The sequence below is a fragment of the Amorphoplanes digitatis genome, from assembly GCF_014205335.1.
GTDB lineage: Bacteria > Actinomycetota > Actinomycetes > Mycobacteriales > Micromonosporaceae > Actinoplanes > Actinoplanes digitatus.
Genome location: NZ_JACHNH010000001.1, coordinates 5,252,300 through 5,273,262, shown reverse-complemented (window position 1 = coordinate 5,273,262; position 20,963 = coordinate 5,252,300). Strand labels below are relative to the sequence as shown.

The 20,963-nt window shown below is 70.4% G+C and carries 23 protein-coding genes; 4 read left to right on the top strand and 19 right to left on the bottom strand.

Annotation, left to right across the window (positions count from 1 at the left end; all coding sequences use genetic code 11):
• Window positions 1-64 precede the first annotated feature (64 nt).
• The 3 genes from BJ971_RS22995 to BJ971_RS22985 all read right to left on the bottom strand — a co-directional run bounded on the left by BJ971_RS22995 (window position 65) and on the right by BJ971_RS22985 (window position 1,818).
• Window positions 65-535 carry a hypothetical protein gene (locus tag BJ971_RS22995; protein WP_184995300.1) on the bottom strand — a complete coding sequence of 157 codons (471 nt, stop codon included), beginning with the start codon at window positions 533-535 and terminating at the stop codon, window positions 65-67.
• Between the two features lie 521 nt (window positions 536-1,056).
• Entirely contained in the window at window positions 1,057-1,443 is a 387-nt protein-coding gene (locus BJ971_RS22990) for a VOC family protein (RefSeq protein WP_184995299.1), read from the bottom strand.
• 9 nt (window positions 1,444-1,452) lie between these two features.
• The gene (locus tag BJ971_RS22985) at window positions 1,453-1,818 is read right to left on the bottom strand and encodes a DoxX family protein (protein WP_184995298.1); all 366 of its coding nucleotides are present in this window, start codon (window positions 1,816-1,818) and stop codon (window positions 1,453-1,455) included.
• A 111-nt stretch (window positions 1,819-1,929) separates the two neighbouring features.
• On the opposite strand from BJ971_RS22985, the gene BJ971_RS22980 reads away from it, so the two are divergent.
• Window positions 1,930-2,301, top strand: a complete 372-nt coding sequence (locus tag BJ971_RS22980; protein WP_184995297.1) for a winged helix-turn-helix transcriptional regulator — start codon at window positions 1,930-1,932, stop codon at window positions 2,299-2,301.
• A gap of 23 nt (window positions 2,302-2,324) precedes the next feature.
• Here BJ971_RS22980 and BJ971_RS22975 read toward each other — a convergent pair whose 3' ends face one another.
• Genes BJ971_RS22975 through BJ971_RS22965 form a run of 3 tightly spaced genes read right to left on the bottom strand, consistent with a single transcriptional unit; the run spans window position 2,325 to window position 5,288 of the window.
• The gene (locus BJ971_RS22975) at window positions 2,325-3,146 is read right to left on the bottom strand and encodes an ABC transporter ATP-binding protein (protein WP_184995296.1); all 822 of its coding nucleotides are present in this window, start codon (window positions 3,144-3,146) and stop codon (window positions 2,325-2,327) included.
• 13 nt (window positions 3,147-3,159) lie between these two features.
• The gene (locus BJ971_RS22970) at window positions 3,160-4,200 is read right to left on the bottom strand and encodes a FecCD family ABC transporter permease (RefSeq protein ID WP_184995295.1); all 1,041 of its coding nucleotides are present in this window, start codon (window positions 4,198-4,200) and stop codon (window positions 3,160-3,162) included.
• Entirely contained in the window at window positions 4,197-5,288 is a 1,092-nt protein-coding gene (locus BJ971_RS22965; RefSeq protein ID WP_239087764.1) for a FecCD family ABC transporter permease, read from the bottom strand. The genes BJ971_RS22970 and BJ971_RS22965 overlap by 4 nt, the downstream gene beginning before the upstream one ends.
• A 76-nt stretch (window positions 5,289-5,364) precedes the next feature.
• Between BJ971_RS22965 and BJ971_RS22960 the strand changes: the two genes are divergently transcribed.
• A complete protein-coding gene (locus BJ971_RS22960; protein ID WP_203709601.1) occupies window positions 5,365-6,417 on the top strand; it encodes an iron-siderophore ABC transporter substrate-binding protein in 1,053 nt (350 codons plus the stop codon).
• A 236-nt stretch (window positions 6,418-6,653) separates the two neighbouring features.
• Window positions 6,654-7,703: a glycoside hydrolase family 26 protein gene (locus BJ971_RS22955; RefSeq protein WP_311772780.1), complete on the top strand. Its 1,050-nt coding sequence runs from the start codon at window positions 6,654-6,656 to the stop codon at window positions 7,701-7,703.
• 59 nt (window positions 7,704-7,762) lie between these two features.
• Here the strand turns inward: BJ971_RS22955 and BJ971_RS22950 are convergent, their stop codons facing one another.
• The 7 genes from BJ971_RS22950 to BJ971_RS22920 all read right to left on the bottom strand — a co-directional run bounded on the left by BJ971_RS22950 (window position 7,763) and on the right by BJ971_RS22920 (window position 14,964).
• Window positions 7,763-9,217: an MFS transporter gene (locus BJ971_RS22950; protein WP_184995293.1), complete on the bottom strand. Its 1,455-nt coding sequence runs from the start codon at window positions 9,215-9,217 to the stop codon at window positions 7,763-7,765.
• A complete protein-coding gene (locus tag BJ971_RS22945) occupies window positions 9,214-10,575 on the bottom strand; it encodes an LLM class flavin-dependent oxidoreductase (protein WP_184995292.1) in 1,362 nt (453 codons plus the stop codon). Before BJ971_RS22945 ends, BJ971_RS22950 begins: the two co-directional genes overlap by 4 nt.
• Window positions 10,572-11,564: a TauD/TfdA dioxygenase family protein gene (locus BJ971_RS22940; protein WP_184995291.1), complete on the bottom strand. Its 993-nt coding sequence runs from the start codon at window positions 11,562-11,564 to the stop codon at window positions 10,572-10,574. The genes BJ971_RS22945 and BJ971_RS22940 overlap by 4 nt, the downstream gene beginning before the upstream one ends.
• Before the next feature lie 14 nt (window positions 11,565-11,578).
• Entirely contained in the window at window positions 11,579-12,463 is an 885-nt protein-coding gene (locus BJ971_RS42245; protein WP_239087425.1) for an ABC transporter permease, read from the bottom strand.
• Window positions 12,456-13,283 carry an ABC transporter ATP-binding protein gene (locus tag BJ971_RS22930; RefSeq protein WP_184995290.1) on the bottom strand — a complete coding sequence of 276 codons (828 nt, stop codon included), beginning with the start codon at window positions 13,281-13,283 and terminating at the stop codon, window positions 12,456-12,458. Before BJ971_RS22930 ends, BJ971_RS42245 begins: the two co-directional genes overlap by 8 nt.
• Window positions 13,280-14,305: an ABC transporter substrate-binding protein gene (locus tag BJ971_RS22925; RefSeq protein WP_184995289.1), complete on the bottom strand. Its 1,026-nt coding sequence runs from the start codon at window positions 14,303-14,305 to the stop codon at window positions 13,280-13,282. Before BJ971_RS22925 ends, BJ971_RS22930 begins: the two co-directional genes overlap by 4 nt.
• 413 nt (window positions 14,306-14,718) lie before the next feature.
• Window positions 14,719-14,964 carry a hypothetical protein gene (locus tag BJ971_RS22920; protein WP_184995288.1) on the bottom strand — a complete coding sequence of 82 codons (246 nt, stop codon included), beginning with the start codon at window positions 14,962-14,964 and terminating at the stop codon, window positions 14,719-14,721.
• A gap of 484 nt (window positions 14,965-15,448) precedes the next feature.
• Between BJ971_RS22920 and BJ971_RS22915 the strand changes: the two genes are divergently transcribed.
• Complete coding sequence (locus BJ971_RS22915) at window positions 15,449-15,922, top strand: hypothetical protein (RefSeq protein WP_184995287.1); 474 nt, start codon at window positions 15,449-15,451, stop codon at window positions 15,920-15,922.
• Between the two features lie 12 nt (window positions 15,923-15,934).
• On the opposite strand, the gene BJ971_RS22910 is transcribed toward BJ971_RS22915, so the two are convergent.
• The 6 genes from BJ971_RS22910 to BJ971_RS22885 form a co-directional block, all read right to left on the bottom strand.
• Entirely contained in the window at window positions 15,935-16,921 is a 987-nt protein-coding gene (locus tag BJ971_RS22910) for an aldo/keto reductase (RefSeq protein WP_184995286.1), read from the bottom strand.
• 90 nt (window positions 16,922-17,011) lie between these two features.
• Window positions 17,012-17,419 (bottom strand): hypothetical protein, encoded by a 408-nt coding sequence (locus BJ971_RS22905; protein ID WP_184995285.1) that lies wholly within the window; start codon window positions 17,417-17,419, stop codon window positions 17,012-17,014.
• 44 nt (window positions 17,420-17,463) lie between these two features.
• Window positions 17,464-17,907 carry an SSI family serine proteinase inhibitor gene (locus BJ971_RS22900; RefSeq protein ID WP_184995284.1) on the bottom strand — a complete coding sequence of 148 codons (444 nt, stop codon included), beginning with the start codon at window positions 17,905-17,907 and terminating at the stop codon, window positions 17,464-17,466.
• 251 nt (window positions 17,908-18,158) lie between these two features.
• Window positions 18,159-19,091, bottom strand: a complete 933-nt coding sequence (locus BJ971_RS22895; protein WP_184995283.1) for an AAA family ATPase — start codon at window positions 19,089-19,091, stop codon at window positions 18,159-18,161.
• Window positions 19,088-19,513: a ribulose bisphosphate carboxylase small subunit gene (locus tag BJ971_RS22890; protein ID WP_184995282.1), complete on the bottom strand. Its 426-nt coding sequence runs from the start codon at window positions 19,511-19,513 to the stop codon at window positions 19,088-19,090. Before BJ971_RS22890 ends, BJ971_RS22895 begins: the two co-directional genes overlap by 4 nt.
• An 11-nt stretch (window positions 19,514-19,524) precedes the next feature.
• On the bottom strand, window positions 19,525-20,958 hold the full coding sequence (locus BJ971_RS22885; RefSeq protein WP_184995281.1) for a form I ribulose bisphosphate carboxylase large subunit: 1,434 nt from the start codon (window positions 20,956-20,958) through the stop codon (window positions 19,525-19,527).
• Between the last annotated feature and the right edge of the window lie 5 nt (window positions 20,959-20,963).

Here is a 20,963-nt window from a genome sequence, read left to right as displayed (position 1 = left end):
GGGAGCGTCCCGCCCCCGGACGGCGGGCGGGACGCCGGACCGACCATCAGGCTGGTGTGGTCGTTCAGTACACCTCGATGAGCTTGAAACTCACCCTGGAATTTGGGCGGCTGTCGCTGTCATCGAATTCACACTCGACCCCCTCGGGGGTATCGCAAGTGTATTTGGTGTCGCCGGAGTCCGGGTTCCTCCAGTAGAAGTTCACCGGGCCCCATTCCGTCGCATAGGTGACGGTGCCCTCGGTGCCGTCGCTGTACTCGGCCGACACGGTGCCGAACGCGGCCTTCATTCCCTTCCCGATGGACTTCGGCGGTTCCTTCGTCCAGAAGCCGCGGTCGACCGAGTGCTCATCCCGGCTGAGCCGCAGGTCGGTCTGGTTATTGACCTTGACCGAAACGCTCCTCTCGTCCCAATTGAATGCGGCGGAGGGGGCGGCGTTGGCGATGCCTGGCAGCACCGCGGCGAAGGTGGTTGCAGCCAGTACGGCGGCACTCGTGGTACGCATCATCGAGGTGCGAGAACGAGACAGGTTCATGCGGTATTTCCTCCTGGAGATTAGCTTCAGCCCTTCTGCTTGCCGTGACCAGGACCGGTCTCGGGCGGGCCGTTGCCAAGTATTGCGGATATCGCTTCACCTTCTCCTATAAAACGATAGATATTGATCGAGTAAACGATTTGCATCGTTCCCTTACGTCGGACCTTTTGGCGTCCGATGTGGATAGCTGGGTGGGTGGTGGTGGTGCTACAGGCTGCATCCATGGGTGAGCCATTTTCAATCTCGCCCGGGCGGCAGTTTCCGGGCTCGTACACCCGGACCCGAGGTGTGGTGGGTGCGCGGCGGTGCGGGGCACCCCGCACGTGCGCCGCCCGCCGTGCCGGGAAGGACGGTATGCCGGTCCTTCCTGGGGACGTCCTCGCCGCGAACGGCGGCCGGACCGGCGCCTCGCCGGCGTCACGGCCGTTCGAACACCGTCCACAGTGTTCGAGCCGCTACCGTCGGCGGCATCGCGGATCACGCCCGGAGGACCGGGCCAGATTCGCCGGGCGGCGGCGGGGTCAGCCGTTGCCGAGTAGGTCCCAGCGGTTGCCGGCGATGTCGAGGAAGACGGCGACTCGGCCGTAGGGCTCGGTGCGTGGTTCGCGGAGGAACGTGACGCCGGCATCGGTCATCCGGCGGTGTGCCGCGTCGAAGTCGTCCACGTGGAGGAAGAAGCCGACCCGGCCGGCGGCCTGGTCGCCAACGGCGGTGCGTTGCCGGTCGCCGTCCGCGCGGGCCAGCAGGAGCCCGGTCTGCGCGCCCGGCGGGCGCACGACGACCCACCGCTTGGGGCGGCCGTCGTTGGTCAGCGACGGCGAGTCCTCCACGAGGTCGAAGCCCAGGACGTCCGTGAAGAACGCGATCGCGGGGTCGTATTCGTCGACGATGAGGGCTACCAGATCCATTCGCACGGGTCAGATTATCGCGATGCCGAGCCAGGCGGTCGCGACCGCGGCCACGAGCAGGGCGATGTTGAGCCCGATCAGCCGGGCCTCGCCGCGGGACAGGTGGACCGCGATGCCGCCGACCTGGATCAGCGCGAGGCCGATCGCGGCGGCGACGGCGAGCCAGGGCGCGATCCCGGTCAGCGGCGGCAGGATCAGGCCGGCCGCGCCGAGGAGCTCCAGCGTTCCGATGGTGCGTACCAGCGGCATGGGCACGGTGTCGACCCAGCCCATCATCGGCTGGAGCTGTTCCTGGCTCCGGGCGACCTTCATGCCGCCGGCGTACAGGTAGAACGCCGCCAGCAGCGCCGCGGTGATCCAGTAGGCGATCTCCATGAGGGTCCCTCGATGCCGTAGAAACAATGGGCCGTGAGCAACCACATGATGCGCGACCGTGGGACGGCTTACAAAAGGCACACGCGTGTGCCTGAGGCACAGGGGGTTGTCATGTCGCAGTACGAGCACACCTGCCTCATCCGGGGAGACGGCGGCCGGACGATCCGGGCGATCCTCGACCGGATCTGCAACAAGTGGGCGCTGCTGATCGTGACGACCCTCGACCAGGGGACGCTGCGCTTCACCGACCTGCAACGGCAGATACCGGGGATCTCGCAGCGGATGCTGACCCTGACCCTGCGGAACCTCGAACGCGACGGCCTGGTGGCCCGGACCGTCTACGCGGAGGTACCGCCCCGCGTCGAGTACGCGCTGACACCCACCGGCAAGAGCCTGATCCCGCCCGCGCTGGCCCTCGCCGGCTGGGCCATCGAGAACATCCCGCACATCGAGGCCAGCCGGGCGGCGTACCGATCGCGGTGAGAAAAGCGGTGGGAAAAGGGGGTTCAGGCGACGGCGCCCGCGCGGGTGGCGCGGCGGCGGTGCCGGTCTGCGGGTACGACCATCGGGGTGCCGGTCTCGGGGTCGGCGATCACGCGGCACGGCATGGCGAACACGTCCTCGACGAGCTCGGCCGTCATCACGTCCGCGGGCGCGCCCTGCGCGATCACCCGGCCGGCGCGCATGACGACGAGTTCGGTGGCGTAGCGGCAGGCGTGGTTGAGGTCGTGCAGCACCGCGATGACGGTGCGGCCCCGCTCGTGCAGCTCGGCGCAGAGGTCGAGGACCTCGAACTGGTGTGACAGGTCGAGGAACGTGGTCGGCTCGTCGAGCAGCAGGATCGGCGTCTGCTGCGCCAGGGCCATGGCCAGCCACACCCGCTGGCGCTGGCCGCCGGAGAGCTCGTCGACGAAGCGGTCGGCCAGGTCGGCGACCTCGGTCATCCGCATCGCCTCGGCCACCGCCTCCTCGTCCTGCCGCGACCACTGGCGCATCAGCCGCTGGTGTGCGAACCGTCCCCGGGCGACCAGCTCCTCCACGACGATGCCGCCGGGCACGACGGGTGACTGCGGGAGCATGCCGAGCTGCTTGGCGATGTGCTTGGCCGGGTACGAGGCGATCGCGTTGCCGTCGAGGTGCACGGCCCCGGCCTGCGGCTTCAGGACCCGGGCCAGGGCGCGCAGCAGGGTCGACTTGCCGCAGGCGTTGGGGCCGACGATGACGGTGAAGGAGCCGTCGGAGATCCGCACGTCGAGGTTCTCGGCGACCACCCTGCGGTCGTAGGCGAGGGTGAGGTCGGTGGCCCTCAGGCGGGCGTCGTCGGTCATGGGTGGTGGTTCCTCATCCTCGGGTGCGTCGTTCGCGGAACAGCAGCCAGGTCAGGTAGGCGCCGCCGAGGGCGGCGGTGATCACGCCGACCGGGATGTCGTGGCCGGGCAGCGCGTGCTGCGCGGCCCAGTCGCCCGCGGTGAGCAGGGCAGCGCCCATCGCGGCGCTCGGCAGGATTCCGGCGTGCGGGGAGCGGGCCAGCCGCGCGGCGAGCGGCGGCGCGGCGAGCGCGACGAAGGCGATCGGGCCGGCCGCCGCGGTCGCGCCGGCCGACAGGCCGACGGCGGCGAACGCGAGCACGGCCCGGCTGCGCCCCACGGGTACGCCGTGCAGGACGGCGATCTCGTCGCCGAGCGCGAGCATGCTCAGGTGGCGCCCGTGGTGCAGCACCACGGGCAGCAGGACGATGACGGCGACGGCGACCAGCACGACCTCGGTCCAGCCGCGGCCGTTGACGCTGCCGAGCAGCCAGACCTGCGCGGCGAGCGCCTCGTCCAGCCGGCCGCGGTAGATCAGGTAGGAGTTCGCGGCCTCCAGCAGCGCGGACACGCCGATGCCCATGAGCACGAGCCGGAACGGCTGCATGCCCCGGCGGAACGCCAGCAGGTAGATCGCCACCGCGCAGAGCAGGCAGCCGATGATCGCGCCCGCGGCGACCTGGATGCCGCCGCCGTCGAGGATCAGCATGACCACGAGCGCGCCGGTGGCCGCGCCGACGGTGAGGCCGACGAAGTCGGGGCTGCCGAGGGGGTTGCGGGTGAGGCCCTGGAAGACGGAGCCGCTGCCGCCCAGCGCCGCGCCGACGAGCAGCGTGATCAGCACCCGGGGCAGCCGCAGCTCGTAGACGATGAAGTCGGTGCCCGCGTCGCCCCGGCCGGCGAGGCTGCGGAGCACGTCCGCGACGGGTATGTCGAAGTCGCCGCTGGTCAGGTTGACGAGCGCGACGGCGAGCGCGGCGAGCGCCAGCGCGGCACCGGCGACCAGGGCGCGTACGTGCAGGCGGACGGAGAGGCCGCCGCCGCGGAGCACGATCTTCGGGCCGTGGGCGCTCACAGGGCACTCAGCCGGCGCCGGCGGCACATCGCGATGAACAGCGGCGCGCCGAGGAAGGCGGTGACCACCCCGACCGGCAGCTCGGCCGGCGCCACCGCGACCCGGCCGAGCACGTCCGAGGCGAGCAGCAGGGCTGGCCCGATGACCAGCGAGTAGGCGAGGATCCAGCGGTGGTCGGAGCCGGCGATCATGCGCGCGGCGTACGGGACGGCGAGGCCGAGGAAGAAGATCGGCCCGCAGGCCGCGGTCGCGGCGCCGCACAGCAGGGTGACCGTGACGATGCCGAGCGCCCGGATCCGGCCCGGGTGCGCGCCCAGTGACGTCGCCGACTCGTCGCCCATGCCGAGGGCGTTGAGCTGCCGGCCGAGGGCGAGCGCCAGCACGATGCCGGCCAGCAGGAACGGCATCACCTGGAGGATGGTGGCGGTCTCGCGGTCGGAGAGCGAGCCGACGTCCCAGTGCCGGTAGCGGTCGAACGCCTCGCGGCGGGTGACCAGGACGGCCCACACGATCGCGCCGAGCACCGAACTGAGCGAGACGCCGGCCAGGATCTGGCGCTCGGGGGTGTGCCCGCCGGCGGAGCCGCCGAGCGCGAAGACCGCGGCCGCGGTGAGCGCCGCGCCGGCGAACGCGAACCAGACGTAGCCGGTGGCGTTGACCACGCCGAGGAACGCGATGGCCAGTACGACGCCGGTCGAGGCGCCGAGGCTGACCCCGAGCAGGCCGGGCTCGGCAAGGGGGTTGCGGGTGAGCGCCTGCATGACGGCGCCGGCCAGGCCGAGTGCGGCGCCGACGCCGATGCCGAGCAGGGTGCGCGGCAGGCGCAGCTGGTGGACGATCACCGACTCGGGCGAGCCGTCGGGGTGCCAGAGCACCCGCCAGACGGTGCCGAGGTCGACGTTGCGGCTGCCGATCGCGATGCTCAGCGCCACCGCGGCGACCAGGACGGCGATGCCGACGGCCAGGCCGGTCCAGCGGCGCGCGGATCGGGAGGACGGCCGTCGCGGCCCGCCCGGCGGGCCCGTCCGCTGTTCCGGGCGTACGCCGGTGGTGCCCTGTGTCAACGCGTTCCCGTCCATCCCGCTCATGAAGTTAGGTGAGGCTAACCTACACTCTCGTCCGAGGTCGCCGACCCGGGGCCTCGTTACGAAGGGATCATCAGCCGTGCGGCTATTCACGATCCGGCGGACCGCCACGGTGGCGGCGGCCGGACTCATGCTTCTTCTCGGCGCCTGCGGACCGAACTCGGAGCCTCAGGGGAGCGGCGGCGGCAGCGCGGCGGCCGCGGCGACCGGCTTCCCGGTGGCTCTGCCGCACAAGTACGGGACAACCACGGTGAGCGCGGAGCCGAAGCGGATCGTCACCGTCGGCCTGGTCGAGCAGGACGCCCTGCTCGCGCTCGGTGTCGTGCCGACCGCGACCACCGAATGGTTCGGCGGCAAGCCCGGCGCGGTGTGGCCCTGGGCGCAGGCCGCGCTCGGCGGCGCGACGGCGCCGCAGGTGCTGACGAACACCGACGGCATCCAGTTCGAGAAGGTCGCGGCCCTGCGCCCGGACCTGATCCTGGCCGTCTACTCCGGACTGACCGCGGAGGACTACGCGACGCTGTCGAAGATCGCGCCGACCGTGGCGCAGCCGAAGGACACCGTCGACTACGGCGTCAGCTGGCAGGACCTCACCCGTACGGTCGGCTCGGCGGTGGGCCGCAAGGCGCAGGCCGACAAGGTCGTCGCCGACGTCGAGGCCCGCTTCGCGGCCGTGCGCAAGGAGCACCCGGAGTTCGCGGGCGCGACCGGCCTGATGGCCACCACGTGGGAGGGCTACTACGTGTACGGCCCGCAGGACTCGCGCGGCCGGCTCCTCACCGACCTGGGCTTCAAGCTGCCCGACGGTCTCGCCGAGGTGACCGGCAAGGAGTTCGGGGCGAACCTGAGCAAGGAGCGCACGGACCTGCTCGACGTCGGGGCGCTGGTCTGGCTGGTCGACAAGTACGCGCCGGACAAGGCGAAGGTGCAGGCCGACCCGCTCTACGCCAAGCTCAAGGTCAAGACCGAGGGCCGCGACGTCTACCTGGAGAACGAGGAGCTGGTCGGCGCGGCCACGTCGTTCGTCACGGTGCTGAGCCTGCCGCCGCTGCTCGACCAGTTGGTGCCGCAGCTCGCGGCCGCGGTGGACGGAAACCCGGCGACGGCCGTGCAGCGGGCCGCCGCCGGCTGACCGGAGCGAGACGCGCGGTGGGCGACGGGCCTGGGGCCCGTCGCCCACCGCTGTTTTGTGTCCGGTATTACCCGTCTGGCGAGGTTTTCCAGCGCCGAAATCCTCAAGTTTCGCCGTTCGGGTCGGTCGCAACCGGGCGGCACCTGTTCGGGACCGGGTCGCGCACCTGCCGCACCGGAATCTCTAGTCATGCCCGGCCGAACCTGGCGCCGGAACATGCGGGGGGAAACCAAAAAGTGCGTATCAAGTTTGCGAAGTCGTTGACCGTCCTGGCCGCCATGGCCGTCGGCGCCGGTACCGCGATGGCCGGCACCACCGCCGCGACCGCGGCGCCGGCCAAGCCGTGTGTCACCGACAAGAACTTGGTGCCCTCCTGTGGCGTGTTGTGGGGTGCCGCCGCGGGTGGTTTCACCACCAAGCCGCGCGACGTCGAGCTGAAGAACTGGGAGAAGCTGTCGGGCCGCACCGCTTCGATCTTCCACACCTACCACAAGGGTGACGAAGCGTTCCCGACCAAGGCCGAGATCGCGATGACCTCCGACCCGGCCAACCCCCGCGTCCTGCTGACCAACTGGAAGATCGCCTACGGCTCGAACTGGGCCAAGGTCGCCAAGGGCGAGCAGGACAAGCGCATCGACGCGTTCGCCGCCCGGATCAAGAAGACCTACGGCGACAAGAAGTTCTTCCTCGTGCTCAACCACGAGCCGGAGAACGACGTCATCGCCAAGAAGGGCTCCGGCTGGGAAGCCAAGGACTTCGCCGCCATGTACCGCCACACCATCAAGCGCCTCGAGAGCAAGGGCGTCGACAACGCGATCAACGTGATGGCGTACATGGGTAACGAGAAGTGGATGGCCCAGTCCTGGTGGGCCGACCTGTACCCCGGCGACGACGTCGTCGACTGGATCGGCCTCGACTCCTACGTCAGCGCGGAGAAGGGCTACTACCACTACGGCAAGTTCGCCGACCTGCTCGACCGTAAGGCCACCGGTAACAAGGGCCTGGGCTGGTACGACTGGGCCACCACCAAGCACGCGTCCAAGCCCATCATGATCGCCGAGTGGGGTGTCTACCACCGCATCGGTAAGCCCACCGACAAGACCGCCGGCTACAACTCGGTGCTGCCGGAGCTGGCCAAGCGGCCCGGGATCAAGGCCATCGTCTACTTCGACACCAAGAACGACGACGAAGGCAACCGCGACATCAGCATCAACTCGACCAAGAACAACCTGGCCGCGTTCAAGAAGCTCGCCGCCAACCCGATCTTCAACGTCAAGATCGGCTAACCCGCACGATCGCACTTCCCCACGAGCCGCCCGGCATCCGCCGGGCGGCTCGACCGCGTTCAGGGCACGTGGACCGGGCGGGGGATCCGGAGCGTGCAGAGCAGCGCGGCGAACAGCGAGGCCGCGAAGACCACCATTGCGATCGAGTACGACCGCGGGCTCGGCACGCCGCCCGACCCCGCCGACCAGGTCAGCACGGTCCCGCCCAGGGTCGCGCCGAGGCTCCCGCCGACCGTGCGCATGACGGTGTTGATCGCGGCGGACACCCCGGTCTGCTCGCGCGGCACCGCCTCGACCACCAGGGCGCCGACGGCCGCGAAGGCCAGGCCGACCCCCGCGCCCATCACCAGCACGGCGACGCACACCTGCGCGAGCGTGCCGTGCAGCACGGCCAGCATCAGGTACGCCGTTCCGGCCGTCGCGGTTCCGGCGGCGAGCGCCGCGCGCGGCCCGTGCCGGCGTACCAGCAGGCTCTGCACGGGCATCACCAGCAGCGTGCCCAGGGCCGTCGGCAGCATCACCAGCCCGACGACGGTGGGGCTGGCGCCGAAGCCGATCCCGCTGCTCGCCGGCTGGGCGACAAGCAGCGGCACCAGCATCCAGGAGCCGAACATGCCGACGCCGAGCAGCAGGGTGGCGGCGTTGGTGGCGCGCACCGTCGGCAGCGCCAGGGTGCGCAGGTCGACGAGCGGATGCCGGGTCCGGCGCTGGACGACCACCCACAGCGCCGCGACCGCCGGCACGGCCAGGCCGGGCACCAGCACCCGTGGCGACGTCCATCCGTAGGTGCCGGAGAGGCTGATCGCCAGCAGGAGCAGGCCGAGCCACGTCGCGAGCAGCACCGCGCCGGGCCAGTCGACGCGGCCGCCGTCGTCTCGCCGGGTGCCGCGCGGCAGCAGCGCCGCCACCGGGATCGCGGCCAGCGCGGACAGCAGCGCGGGGATGCCGAACAGCCACCGCGACGACGCCACCGAGAGCAGCGGCCCCGCGGCGACCGTTCCGGCGGCGCCGCCGACGCTCATCACGGTGGAGACGGCGACGAACGCACGGGGGCGGCGCTGTTGTGGCAGGTGGTCGCGGATCAGGGCGAAACAGAGCGGGAAGACCGCGCCGCCGAGGCCCTGCACCGCCCGCCCGGCGACCATCGGCCCGAGCCCGTCGGCGAGCGCCGACATCGTCGAGCCGACGCTCATCGCGGTGAGCGCGCCGAGCATGACGCGGCGCTTGCCGTGCAGGTCGGCGAGCCGGCCCAGCAGCGGCGTGGAGACCGACGCGCTGAGCAGGAACGCGGTGAGGATCCACGCGGCGCCCGACGGCGTGGTGCCGAGCTCGCGGCGGAAGACGCCGAGGGCGGGTACCACGAGCGACTGGAGCACCGAGTAGGCGGAGGTGGCCAGGCAGAGCCCGGCGAGGACGGCCGGTGCGCGGGGTGCGGTCAGGTTCGGCCGCCCCGGCGGCGGTCCGGCGGCGGCCTGCGCCGCCGGACCGCCACCGAGGACCGGGACCTCGGTCAAGATCGCAGTGCGGCGGGCGCCGCGGCCTTGGTGGTGGTGTTGCGGTTGGCGGGGCGTGGCAGCCCGTAGTGCTCGCGCAGCGTGCGACCGGTGTACTCGGTGCGGAACCGGCCGCGCTCCTGGAGGATCGGCACCACCTCGTCGACGAAGCGCGTGAGCGAGGACGGGAGCACCGGCGGCATGATGTTGAAGCCGTCCGCCGCGCCGTTGTCGTACCAGTTCTCGATCGCGTCGGCGACCTGCGCGGGCGTACCGGCGAAGGTGAGATGCCCGCGCCCGCCGCCCATCCGGGCGATGATCTGGCGGACGGTGAGCCGCTCGCGGCGGCCGAGGTTGACCACCAGCGTGCGGCGGCTCTTCGCGCCCTCGATCTCCTCCTCGGCCGGCAGGTTCGCCGGCAGCTCCTCGTCCAGCCGCAGGTCGGCGATGTCCACGCCGAGCAGCTCGGCCAGGATGGGCAGCGCGGTCTCGGCCCGGATCAGCCGGCTGAGCTCGGCCTCGAGCTCCCTCGCCTCGGCCTCGGTCGCGCCGATCAGCGGCACGATGCCCGGCAGGACCTTGACGTGGTCCGGGTCCCGGCCGTGCTCGGCGGCGCGCCGCTTGATGTCGTCGTAGAACTCCTGCGCGTCGGCGAGCGTCTGGTGCGCGGTGAAGATCGCCTCGGCGTAGCGGGCGGCGAAGTTGCGCCCGTTCTCCGACGAGCCGGCCTGCACCAGCAGGGGGTGGCCCTGCGGGGTGCGCGGCACGTTGAGCGCGCCGGCCACCCGGAAGTGCTTGCCGTTGTGCTCCGGCGGATAGATCTTCTCCTGGTCACCCCACACGCCGCTGGCCTTGTCGGCGAGCACCACGTCGTCGTCCCAGGAGTCCCAGAGCTTGAGCGAGACGTCGACGAACTCGGTGGCCCGCTCGTAGCGCTCCCGGTGTGTCGGCAGGTGGTCCAGGTTGAAGTTGCGGGCGGCGTCGAGGTTCGCCGTGGTGACGATGTTCCAGCCGGCCCGGCCACCGCTGATGACGTCGAGCGAGGCGAACCGCCGCGCCAGGTTGTAGGGCTCGTTGTAGGTGGTCGACGCGGTGGCGATCAGGCCGATCCGCTCGGTCGCCCCGGCGAGCGCGGTGAGCAGCACGGTCGGCTCGAGCACCCCGGACGGGCGGCGCCCGACCTGGTCCCAGAGCACCGGCCCGTCGGCGAGGAAGAGCGAGTCGAGCTTGCCCCGCTCGGCGATGCGGGCCAGGTTCTTGTAGTGCTCGACGTCGACCTCGGCGTGCGGGTCGCTCTCCGGCAGCCGCCACGCGGCCTCGTGGTGCCCGACACCCATCAGGAACGCGTTCAGGTGAAGCTGTCCCGGCCGGCGGCTCATGCCACCGCCTCCGCTGGCGCTCCGGCGGTGCCATTCGGTGGGCGCTGAGTTGATGGTTCGCTCGCAAGCTCGCTCACGCGGCCGGCCTGCGGGGTGTAGTGGCCGGCCTCGTCGCCCTCGAGCACGTGGCTCTTCGCGCCGTCCGCGCCGACCGGCACGTCGCCGGCGACGGTCACCCGATGCAGCTTGCGGGGCAGGTCGCCGTAGTCGTCGGCGGCGTAGTGCTGGGTGGTCCGGTTGTCGAAGACCACCACGTCGCCGACCGCCCAGTGGTGCCGCAGGGTGTTCTCCGGCCGGGTCACATAGGACTGGAAGAGGCGCAGCAGGTCGCGCGACTCGGTCTGGGACAGCCCGATGATGCTGCTCGCGAACCCGCCGATGAACAGGTTGGGCGCGCCGGACTCGGGGTGGATGCGGACCACCGGGTGCGCGGTGCGGTAGCGCTGCCCGACGAAGACCTTGTGGTACTCCTCGGCCTCGCTGGTGCGGAACTGCGGGTGCTCGGCGTAGTCGTGGTCGTTGGTGTGCACCGCCCACAGCCGGTCGGCGAGCAGCCGCAGGTGCTCGGGCAGGTCGGCGTAGGCGGCGGCGGTGTTCGCGAACAGGGTGTCGCCGCCGTACGGCGGGATGACCAGGCTGCGCAGCGTGGTCGCCTTGGGCGGGGCGACCACGAAGGTCACGTCGGTGTGCCAGGCGTTGGCGCGGGCACCCTCGCCGCCCTGTACCGCGAGGATGTTGGCCTGGCCGTCGACCGACGGCACGGTGGGGTGCGCGGTGGTCAGCGGGCCGAAGGCCCCGGCGAACCGCAGATGTGCCTCGTCGTCGAGGTGCTGGTCGCGGAAGACGAGCACCTTGTGCTCGACGAGCGCGGTGTTGAGCCGGGCGCCGAGGTCCGCGGTGATGTCCCGGGACAGGTCGACCCCGACGATCTCGGCGCCGATGCGGCCGCCGATGCGGCGCACGTCCGGGGTGGTGGGAGCGATCGTCATGATGCGGTTCCTTCCTAGCTGGTGGTGCGCCACGTGGAGAAGCGGCGTTCGGCGATGACCAGGAGCTGGTTCACCACGAGGCCGATCGCGGAGATCGTGATGATCCCGGCGTACATGTCGGGCACGGCGAAGTTGTACTGGGCGTAGTTGATGAGGTAGCCGAGCCCGGCCTTGGCGCCGACCATCTCGGCGGCGATCAGGATGAGGATCGAGTACGCGCCGGCCAGCCGGATCCCGGTGAAGATGGTGGGCACGGCGGCGGGCAGCACCACCTTCTGGAACAGCCGCAGCGGGCCGAGCCCGAGCGACCGGGCCGACTTGATCAGCAGCGGGTCGACGGTGCGCACGCCGCTCACCGTGTTGAGCAGGATGGGCCACGAGCAGGCGTAGAAGATGATCGCCACCTTGGACGTCTCGCCCAGGCCGAGGATCAGCACGAAGACCGGCAGCAGGGCCAGCGCCGCGGTGTTGCGGAACACCTCGAGCAGCGGATTGAGCAGGGTCGCCGCCGGCTTGTACCAGCCGATCAGCAGGCCGAGCGGGATGGCGGCGAGTACGGCCAGGCCGAACCCGGCGAGCGAGCGGCTCAGGCTCGCCTGGGTGTGGTCGAGCAGCTCGCCCGAGAGCACCAGCTGCCACCAGGCGCTGAGCACCTCCGAGAGCGGGGGCAGGAACGTCGCGTCGACCAGCCCGAGCCGGGGGAACACCTCCCAGACGACCGCGAGGGCGGTCACCGCGACCAGGCTCGTGGCGACGGAGCCCGCGCCGCGCAGGACGCGGCGGACCCGGGGGTAGCCGGCCGGCGCCGAGGCCACGACAACGGGGGAGGAGGGTGCGGCGACCGGCGCGGGCGGCGGCGCCTGGCGGATCGCGACCGGGGAATCGGTGAGGCTAGACACTGGCCGGCTCCTTCGTCTTGTTCTCCGGGCCCAGCTCCTCGCTGCGGGCCTTGGTCACCTCGTCGCGCAGCAGGGTCCAGATCTCGCGCCGGTACCGGGCGAACTGCGGGTCGGAGCGCAGGTCCTCGGTGGCCGAACGGGCGGTGATCGGGATGTCGACGACCTGCTTGATGCGTCCGGGACGGGCGGTCATCACCGCGACCCGCTGGCCCAGGTAGACCGCCTCCTCGATGCCGTGGGTGATGAAGACGACGGTCTTGCCGGTCTTCTCCCAGATCCGCAGCAGCTCGTCCTGGAGGCCGTCGCGGGTCTGCGCGTCCAGCGCCGCGAACGGCTCGTCCATCAGCAGCACGTCCGGGTCGAAGGCGAGGCTGCGGGCGATCGCCACCCGCTGCTTCATGCCGCCGGAGAGCTCGTGCGGGTACCGGTCGTGGAAGCCCGAGAGCCCGACCAGGTCCAGGTACTCCCGCGCCCGTTCCTTGCGCTCCCTCCGGGGTACGTGCTTGGCCTCCAGGCCGAACTCGACGTTGGCCAGCGCCGTGCGCCACGGCAGCAGGGCGTACTGCTGGAAGACGACGCCCCGGTCCAGGCCGGGCCCGGTGATCGGCCGGTCGTCGACGAGCACCCGTCCGCTTGTCGGTTTCGCGAGGCCGCCGAGCAGGTCGAGCAGGGTCGATTTGCCACAGCCGCTAGGGCCGACGATGACCAGGAACTCCCCGGCGCGTACCTCGAAATTGATCTCTTGCAGCGCGGTGACCGTCGTTCCGCGGGCCTGGAATACCTTGCCGACGTTCTCGAATTTGATCTTCGGGGTGCTCACTGCGCGCCGCCCGTGGCCAGCTCGTTGTACTCGTTGGTGTAGATGTCGGCGGGCTTGAGCTTGTCGTTCTTGAGCTCGCCGATGCTGTCCAGCCACTCGATCCAGGTGCTGAACTCGGTGTCGACGATCGTGCCGCCCTTGCCGGCCACGCCGTAGCTCTTCCAGAACTTGAGCTGGCTGTCGTCCTCGTTGCGGCCGCGCTTGGCGATGATCGTGCGGAACCGCTCGATCACGGTCTCGCGCGGCTGGGTGCGTGCCCACTCGATCGCCTTGGCGGTGCCGGTGACGAACGTGCGTACCGTGTCGGGGTTCTTCTTGAGGAAGTCGTTGCGCAGCACGTAGCTGCCGCCGGTGAACGGCCCGAGCAGCTCGAAGTCGGTGTACAGCGGGCGGACGCCGCCGCGCTCGAGCGCCTTGTCCCGCAGCGGGCCGCTGAGCGAGGCGACGTCGATCTGCTTCTGCCGCAGCGACTGCTCGGTGTTGACCGGGGGCACCACGACCAGCTCGACCTGCTTGATCTCCTCGGGCGTCAGGCCGTTGCGCTTCAGGTAGGTCTTGGTGATCGCCTCGGAGTGCGCGCCGAGCGTGTTGACGCCGATCTTCTTGCCGATCAGGTCCTTGGCGGTCTTGATCGGACTGTCGTTCAGCACGAAGAAGCCGTTGTAACTGTCCTTGTCGGAGCCGTAGTAGCCGATCACCGCGGTGATCGGCGCCTTGGACGCCTTGAGCTTGACGATCGCGCCGTTGAACGCGCCGCCGAAGTCGATGTCGCCGGTGGTCGCGGCCTGGATGTCCTGCGGGCCGCTGATGGTGTTGCCGATCCATTTGAGCTTCACGTCGCCGAGGTATCCGAGGTCCTCGGCCAGCTCGGTCGGCGTCACCTGACCCACCCAGCCCTGGTAGCGCAGCTCCTTGGTCTGTGCGCCGCCGGCGTCGTCGGACGAACCGCAGGCGGTGAGCGCGGAGGCGGCAAGCAGTACGCCGGCCAACGAGGCCGCGACGGCGAATCTGGGTGTCTTCATGGAACGCTCCTTGCGCTGGGTATGTGGCGACGACCGGCCGGTGTGGATCGCCGGTCGGTGTGAGGGCAGGTTTCATCGCGCCGCGTGCGTCAGTGCAGACGGCGTGGGGAGAGTGGTGACGGCGTGGTCAGATGACTGCTGTGCGGTGCGCGGCCGCCGTCGGACTCAACAGGCGCAGGTACACACCCGGAGGTAGTCGACGAAGCGGCGCCGCGTCAGGCGCTTGCTTCGATTCATGTGAGCAACCTAAGTGCCGCGGCATGTCCACGTCAGCTACTTTGTGATCCAGCTCACATACATATCCCATAGGTTGGATGGGATATCCGGAAGGGGTGCGGGTGGGTCGTTCGCTGGGGGCCGGGGGGAGGGCGCGGCGGCTATGGGACGGCACCCACCCTCACCTCCCCGGCTCGTCAGGTGAGGAGCAGGCGTTCCTTGCTGCCGTCCGGCCCCACGATGAAGACCGACTTGCCCTCGTCCTCGGCCTTGACGATGTAGGCGTAGACCTGGATCGCCCGGTTGAACGTGTCGGTCCGGTTGTCGCCGGTCACCTGGGTGGCGACCTCCAGTGCGCGAACGGCACGCCGGACCAGGTTGATCGTGAACTTCGTCAGTGTCGTGCCGGTTTCCGCTCGCTCTGCCACATCCGCGCTCGCCATGCGTCTCTCCTGCTCTTCGAGCGGGCTGACGCCCACTGAGTAACGGCCCTGAAAAAGGGCACCTGCTCATCCTCCTTCCGGAGGTGTGGGCATTCAATGCCCGCCCGGTCGCAGCGCGGTGATCATTCGGTTTCCGTGGCCGCGACAACTGGTCGCAGGTACCCGTCATACGCACCTCTCCGGGCAACTCTAACCCGTGTTCAGGAACGGTCCAACGGAACGTACAACGTCCGACAGAACTCACACCGGGTGCCCGCTGACCTGGGGTGGAGGGCACGCGTACGTCTTTAGCGCTACTACGGGAAAGGTATAACAACCCTGGTGTTCCGTGTATCCGTTTTTCTCGTCGGCGAATGCCATTCCGAGGAGACTCCTTGTTGCCGCGCGGAGCCTGGCGTATCTACATTTAACAGTAGGTAGTGATGGGCTTCCTGGAGGTTATTCAACAGACTTTTCGGCCAGGCGGAACCGAGGGGGAAGGCCTGTGTGGCAACTGCGCAAGCTGTGGGGGATGTCGGCCGGCCGCCGGATACAGCAGGAGCCAGAGCCGACACGACGGGTACAGGTCCGGCGGCCACCGGACGACGACCGTCCGTTCCTGATCGACGACGACGTCGCGGTCGACCCCGGTCCGGAGGAGGACCTGCGGCTGATCCCCGGCGAGGAACTGCACCCGGACCGGGCCGAGGTGCGCGGATCCATCGGGGCGATCTACGACCCCGAGACGAAGAAGTGGACGGTCGGCGTCATCGGCCGCGAACCGCTCGTGGTGTTCCTCGGCGGTTCGGGGATCGGCACCGCGGTGATCTGGCGCAGCGAGAGCCTCGCCGAGACCGCCGTGACGAAGAACCATCCCGGCCAGCTCCACCTGGCCGAGGTCGGCGTGGGGGCCGGCGTCCTGATCGTCCTGGCCTCCATCGCCGCCAGCTGGCGGGTCTCCCGCCGGAAGCCGGAGTGACCGGGGCCCGGCTCAGAGCCCCGTCATGCGCTGCTGCGCCTCGTTGTAACGGGCGCCCGCCACGCCGACGCGGGTGGCCGCCTGGTCCAGCGACGCGAGGTCGGCGCCGGACAGGTCGAGCCGGGTGGCGCCGAGGTTCTCGTCGAGGCGCGACCACCGCCGCGTTCCGGGAATCGGCACGAGCGAGGGGCGGCGGGCGAGCAGCCAGGCGAGGGCGACCTGCGCGGGCGTCGCGTCGTGCGCCTTGGCGACCTGACCGACCAGCTCGACGAGCGCCTGGTTGGCGGCCCGGTTCTCCGGGGTGAACCGGGGAATCGTGGCGCGGATGTCGTCGGGGGCGAAGTCGGTCGTGCTGCTGACGGCGCCGGTGAGGAAGCCCCGGCCGAGGGGGCTGAACGGCACCAGGCCGATGCCGAGCTCGTCGAGGACCGGCAGGATCTCGGCCTCGATCTCCCGGGTCCACAGTGAGTACTCGCTCTGCAGGGCGGTGACGGGGTGTACCGCGTGTGCGCGGCGGATGGTGCCGGCCGCGCACTCGGACAACCCGAAGTGCGCGACCTTGCCCGCCGCCACCAGCTCGGCGACGGCGCCCGCGACCTCCTCGATGGGCACGGCGGGGTCGACCCGGTGCTGGTAGAAGAGGTCGATCCGGTCGGTGCGCAGCCGCCGCAGCGACGCGTCGGCGACCCGGCGGATGTGCTCGGGACGGCTGTCCACGCCGTGCGTGCGGCCGCCGCCGATGTCGAAGCCGAACTTGGTGGCGATGACGACCCGGTCGCGCAGCGGCTCGAGGGCCTCGCCGACCAGCTCCTCGTTGACGTAGGGGCCGTAGACCTCGGCGGTGTCGAAGAACGTGACGCCGGCCTCGACGGCGCCACGCAGGACGCCGATCATCTCGTCGCGGTCGCCGGGGTTCGGCCCGTATGCCTGGCTCATGCCCATGCAGCCGAGGCCGAGGGCGGAGACCCGCAGTCCCTGGCCGAGCGTTCGAGTGTCCATGACGTCCTCCCGCCGACGACGCTATCAAGATACGGAGACGGCCGAGGCCCGCAGGCGGTCACCTGCGGGCCGGCGCCGGCTGACGGACCGTTACGCCTGTGTGAGGGCTCCTGAGGTGGTGACGAGGTCGATGACCTCGGTGAGCACGTCGGGCGTGCCGGGCACGGCGTCCATCGTGACGACGGTCTTGACCGTGCCGTCGCTGTAGCGCGCGACCACCTCGTAGCGGTAGCGGTCGCAGCAGGGGTTGGCGGGCAGGTAGGCCGGCCGCAGCACGCGGAACCGCAGCTCGGCGGTCACGCTCAGCGCCTCCTGCGCGCGTTCGTCGCGGTCGGTGGAGTCCACCGCGTACCACTCGGTGTGGCCGGCGAAGCCGCCGGAGCGGGTCACCGTGACCGACTCGGTGTGCGGCGCCGCGGCCGCGGCGGCCGGGTTGGCGGTGAGCAGGGCGGTCAGCACGGCGGCGGTCATGGTCAGGTTGCGGAACAGCTGCTTCATTGCATCGTCCTCGTCTCAGGCGTGGGAATTTCCGGGGTGGGTGTTCAGAAATCGAATACTTCGCCCGTGGCGCTGAGCAGGACGCAATGGTTCGGGAAAGTCTCGGTGTAGGCGACCGGGTCGCCCTGCCAGGTACCTCTCGCAATGGCGGTCACCGGCCGGTATTCCCGCGTGCAAATTGCATCGTCGTCGGCGAGTGCGGTGAGATCGCCGTCGACCTTGTGCAGATCGGCGCAGGCCGATCCCGCGGCCGCGTGGGTGCCGCCGTCCGGGTCGCACTCCAGGATCGCCAGCCGCAGTGGCCCGGTGGCCTGTCCTGCGGGAAAGACGGCGAGCGCCAGGCGGCTACTCGGCGCCGGTGCCGCCGGTGCCGCCGCGGCGGGCGTGCCCGGTGCGAGCAGCGCGGCCGTTGTGGACAGGCTGGTCGCCAGCACGCCGATGTGATGGATGGGGACCACGAATTCCTCCTTGTGGAAGGCACGGCTCATCGGGACGCATCCTTCTTGTGGAGGGCACGTCCGCGATTCGCTCGAATGGATCGCCCACACGCTAAGCTTTTCCCGGGAAAGCGTCAACTCGGCGCACTACATATTCGTAAATGGAATGCGAATATTTAATATCACGATTGTGTTGTCGCAGTGCGCGCCGTTGATCGGTTCAAGGGAACTTCACATCGATCGATATCGCCCGCCGGGCCGGGCCCACTCGGCGCCGACGGGCGATATCGGGCAAACCGGGCCTAGCCCGCCTGCGCGAAGATGCTGCTGCCGCGCACGTCGGCGGCGGTCAGCTCGGTCAGCTCGGCGAGGCCGACCGTCCCGCCGAGGGCGGCCAGCCGGATCGCCTGGCGCAGCCGGCACCGCTCGAGCGCGTTGCGGATGCTGCGCGCGTTGGCGAACCGCGGCATCGCCATCCGCAGCTCGACGTAGGACTCGAACGCCGCGCGCGCGTCCGGGGTGAACCGGTAGCTGTCGCGCGCCAGCATCAGCTCGGCGATCTGCACCAGCTCGTCGTGGCTGTAGTCGTCGAAGCGGATGTGGTGCGCCACCCGGGAGCTGAGCCCCGGGTTCGACGACAGGAACTTCTCCATCCGGTCCGCGTACCCGGCGAAGACCACCACCAGGGAGCCGCGCCCGGACTCCATCTCCTGGAGCAGGATCTCGACCGCCTCCTGGCCGTAGTCCCGCTCGTTCTCGGGGCGGTGCAGGTAGTACGCCTCGTCGATGAACAGCACCCCGCCGGCCGCCCGGGCGATCGCCTCCTTCGTCTTCGGCGCGGTGTGCCCGATGAACTGGCCGACCAGATCATCGCGGGTCACCGCGACCACCCGCGGCGTACGCAGGTAGCCGAGCCCGTGCAGCAGCTCGGCGATGCGCAGCGCCACCGTGGTCTTCCCCGTGCCGGGCCCGCCGGTGAAGCTCATGTGCAGCGACGGGCTGCTGGCCGACAGCCCGAACCGGGCGCGGGCCCGGCTCACCAGCAGCAGCGCCGCGATCTCGGCCAGGCGCCGCTTGACCGCGGTGAGCCCGACCGTCTCGGTGTCGAACCCGGCCAGCACCGCGCGGGCCTGCGCGGCGCCCTCGTCGGCGTTGATGTCGATGACCGCGTCCCCGGCCAGGAGCTCCCGCTCCGGCGCAGCCGGGCCGGGACGCATCGAGAATCCGCCGGTCATTCGGGCGAGTAGCGCGCGCCGGCGGGCGCCTCGGTCGCGTACGGCTGGAGGGTGTAGCGCTGGACCCGGTCGGTGGCCTCGGTGCGCTCCAGCCGGAAGCCCGGCTCGTGCGGCGGGCGCTGCACCAGGAAGCTCAGCGCCGTGGTCTGCCGGCCGAGCCGCGCGTCGTACGCGAGCACCCGGACGTAGTGCCGCGGGAACGCGGCGCGGCAGTCGTGGATCTCGTGCAGCACCGCGTCGGGCTCGGTCAGGTCGAACAGGGGCAGGCCCCACATCTCCCAGTAGACGTTGCGCGGGTGCGGGTCGTCCGTGTACTCGATCGAGACCGGCCAGCCGTTGTCGAGCGCGTACCGGATCTGGGCGGCCACCTCGTCGTCGGTCAGCTCGGGCAGGTAGGAGAAGGCTCCGTGGCGCAGGTACATGGGTGTGTCTCCTATCGGCTCGCGGTCGCGATGACATCGGGCGCGTCGGTGGCGGCGTAGTCGAACGTGACGTCCCCCCAGGTGGAGAGCGCCGCGTCGAGCGGGCCGCACCGCTGCGCGGCGGCGCGCAGCACGCCGGGACCCTCCCGCAGCAGGTCCTTGCCCTCGTTGCGGGCCTTGATGATCGCCTCGAGCGCCACCCGGTTCGCCTCGGCGCCGGCCGCGATGCCCATCGGGTGGCCGATCGTGCCGCCGCCGAACTGGAGGATGACGTCCTCGCCGAGCAGCTCGACGAGCTGGTGCATCTGGCCGGCGTGGATGCCGCCCGAGGCGACCGGCATGACGCCGGGCATGCTCGCCCAGTCCTGGTCGCAGTAGATGCCGTGCTCCGGGTTCGCCGGGATGTGATCCAGGCGCAGCGTGTCGTAGAAGCCGCGGGTGGTCGCCGGGTCGCCCTCGAGCTTGCCGACGACGGTCCCCGCGTGCACGTGGTCGATGCCGATCAGCCGGCACCACTTGGCGATGACGCGGAAGCTCACGCCGTGCGTCTTCTGCCGGGTGTACGTGGAGTGCCCGGCCCGGTGCAGGTGCAGCAGCACGCCGTTGCGGCGGGCCCAGTGGGCCATGGACTGCATGGCGGAGTACCCGATGGTGAGGTCGATCATGATGACGACGCTGCCGAGCTCCTTGGCGAACTCGGCCCGCTCGTACATCTCCTCGACGGTCGCCGCGGTGACGTTCAGGTAATGGCCCTTGATCTCACCGGTCTCCGCCATCGCCCGGTTCACGCCCTCCATGCAGTAGAGGAACCGGTCCCGCCAGCGCATGAACGGCTGCGAGTTGATGTTCTCGTCGTCCTTGGTGAAGTCGAGGCCGCCGCGGCAGGCCTCGAAGACCACCCGGCCGTAGTTGCGGGCCGACAGGCCGAGCTTCGGCTTGACGGTGGCGCCGAGCAGCGGGCGGCCGTACTTGTTGAGCATCTCGCGCTCCATCACGATGCCGTGCGCCGGACCCTGGAAGGTCTTCACGTACGCCACCGGGATCCGCATGTCCTCCAGCCGCAGCGCGAGCAGCGGCTTGAAGCCGAAGACGTTGCCGATGATGGACGAGGTCAGGTTCGCGATCGAACCCTCCTCGAACAGGTCGAGGTCGTAGGCGACGTGTGCGAAGTACTCGCCCGGCCGGCCGGGTACGGGATCGACCCGGTACGCCTTCGCCTGGTAGTGGGTGTTGGCGGTCAGCCGGTCGGTCCACACGACCGTCCAGGTGGCGGTCGACGACTCGCCGGCCACCGCGGCCGCCGCCTCCACCGGATCGACGCCGGGCTGCGGCGTCACCCGGAACACCGCCAGCACGTCGGTTTCCTTGGGTACGTAGTCGGCGTCGTAGTAGCCCATGCTCGCGTAGCTGCGTACCCCGGGGTTCCACCGGTCCTCACTGGTCATGCGAT

Excerpts from the sequence above, each read along its gene's own strand:
- BJ971_RS22890 (WP_184995282.1), bottom strand. The coding sequence starts at position 19,513 with ATGTACCTGCGCCACGGAGCCTTCTCCTACCTGCCCGAGCTGACCGAC.
- BJ971_RS22985 (WP_184995298.1), bottom strand. The coding sequence starts at position 1,818 with ATGGAGATCGCCTACTGGATCACCGCGGCGCTGCTGGCGGCGTTCTAC.
- BJ971_RS22920 (WP_184995288.1), bottom strand. The coding sequence starts at position 14,964 with ATGGCGAGCGCGGATGTGGCAGAGCGAGCGGAAACCGGCACGACACTG.
- BJ971_RS22980 (WP_184995297.1), top strand. The coding sequence starts at position 1,930 with ATGTCGCAGTACGAGCACACCTGCCTCATCCGGGGAGACGGCGGCCGG.
- BJ971_RS22925 (WP_184995289.1), bottom strand. The coding sequence starts at position 14,305 with ATGAAGACACCCAGATTCGCCGTCGCGGCCTCGTTGGCCGGCGTACTG.
- BJ971_RS22975 (WP_184995296.1), bottom strand. The coding sequence starts at position 3,146 with ATGACCGACGACGCCCGCCTGAGGGCCACCGACCTCACCCTCGCCTAC.
- BJ971_RS22900 (WP_184995284.1), bottom strand. The coding sequence starts at position 17,907 with ATGAGCCGTGCCTTCCACAAGGAGGAATTCGTGGTCCCCATCCATCAC.
- BJ971_RS22995 (WP_184995300.1), bottom strand. The coding sequence starts at position 535 with ATGAACCTGTCTCGTTCTCGCACCTCGATGATGCGTACCACGAGTGCC.
- BJ971_RS22910 (WP_184995286.1), bottom strand. The coding sequence starts at position 16,921 with ATGGACACTCGAACGCTCGGCCAGGGACTGCGGGTCTCCGCCCTCGGC.
- BJ971_RS22895 (WP_184995283.1), bottom strand. The coding sequence starts at position 19,091 with ATGACCGGCGGATTCTCGATGCGTCCCGGCCCGGCTGCGCCGGAGCGG.
- BJ971_RS22885 (WP_184995281.1), bottom strand. The coding sequence starts at position 20,958 with ATGACCAGTGAGGACCGGTGGAACCCCGGGGTACGCAGCTACGCGAGC.
- BJ971_RS22965 (WP_239087764.1), bottom strand. The coding sequence starts at position 5,288 with ATGAGCGGGATGGACGGGAACGCGTTGACACAGGGCACCACCGGCGTA.
- BJ971_RS22945 (WP_184995292.1), bottom strand. The coding sequence starts at position 10,575 with ATGAGCCGCCGGCCGGGACAGCTTCACCTGAACGCGTTCCTGATGGGT.
- BJ971_RS22905 (WP_184995285.1), bottom strand. The coding sequence starts at position 17,419 with ATGAAGCAGCTGTTCCGCAACCTGACCATGACCGCCGCCGTGCTGACC.
- BJ971_RS22940 (WP_184995291.1), bottom strand. The coding sequence starts at position 11,564 with ATGACGATCGCTCCCACCACCCCGGACGTGCGCCGCATCGGCGGCCGC.
- BJ971_RS22990 (WP_184995299.1), bottom strand. The coding sequence starts at position 1,443 with ATGGATCTGGTAGCCCTCATCGTCGACGAATACGACCCCGCGATCGCG.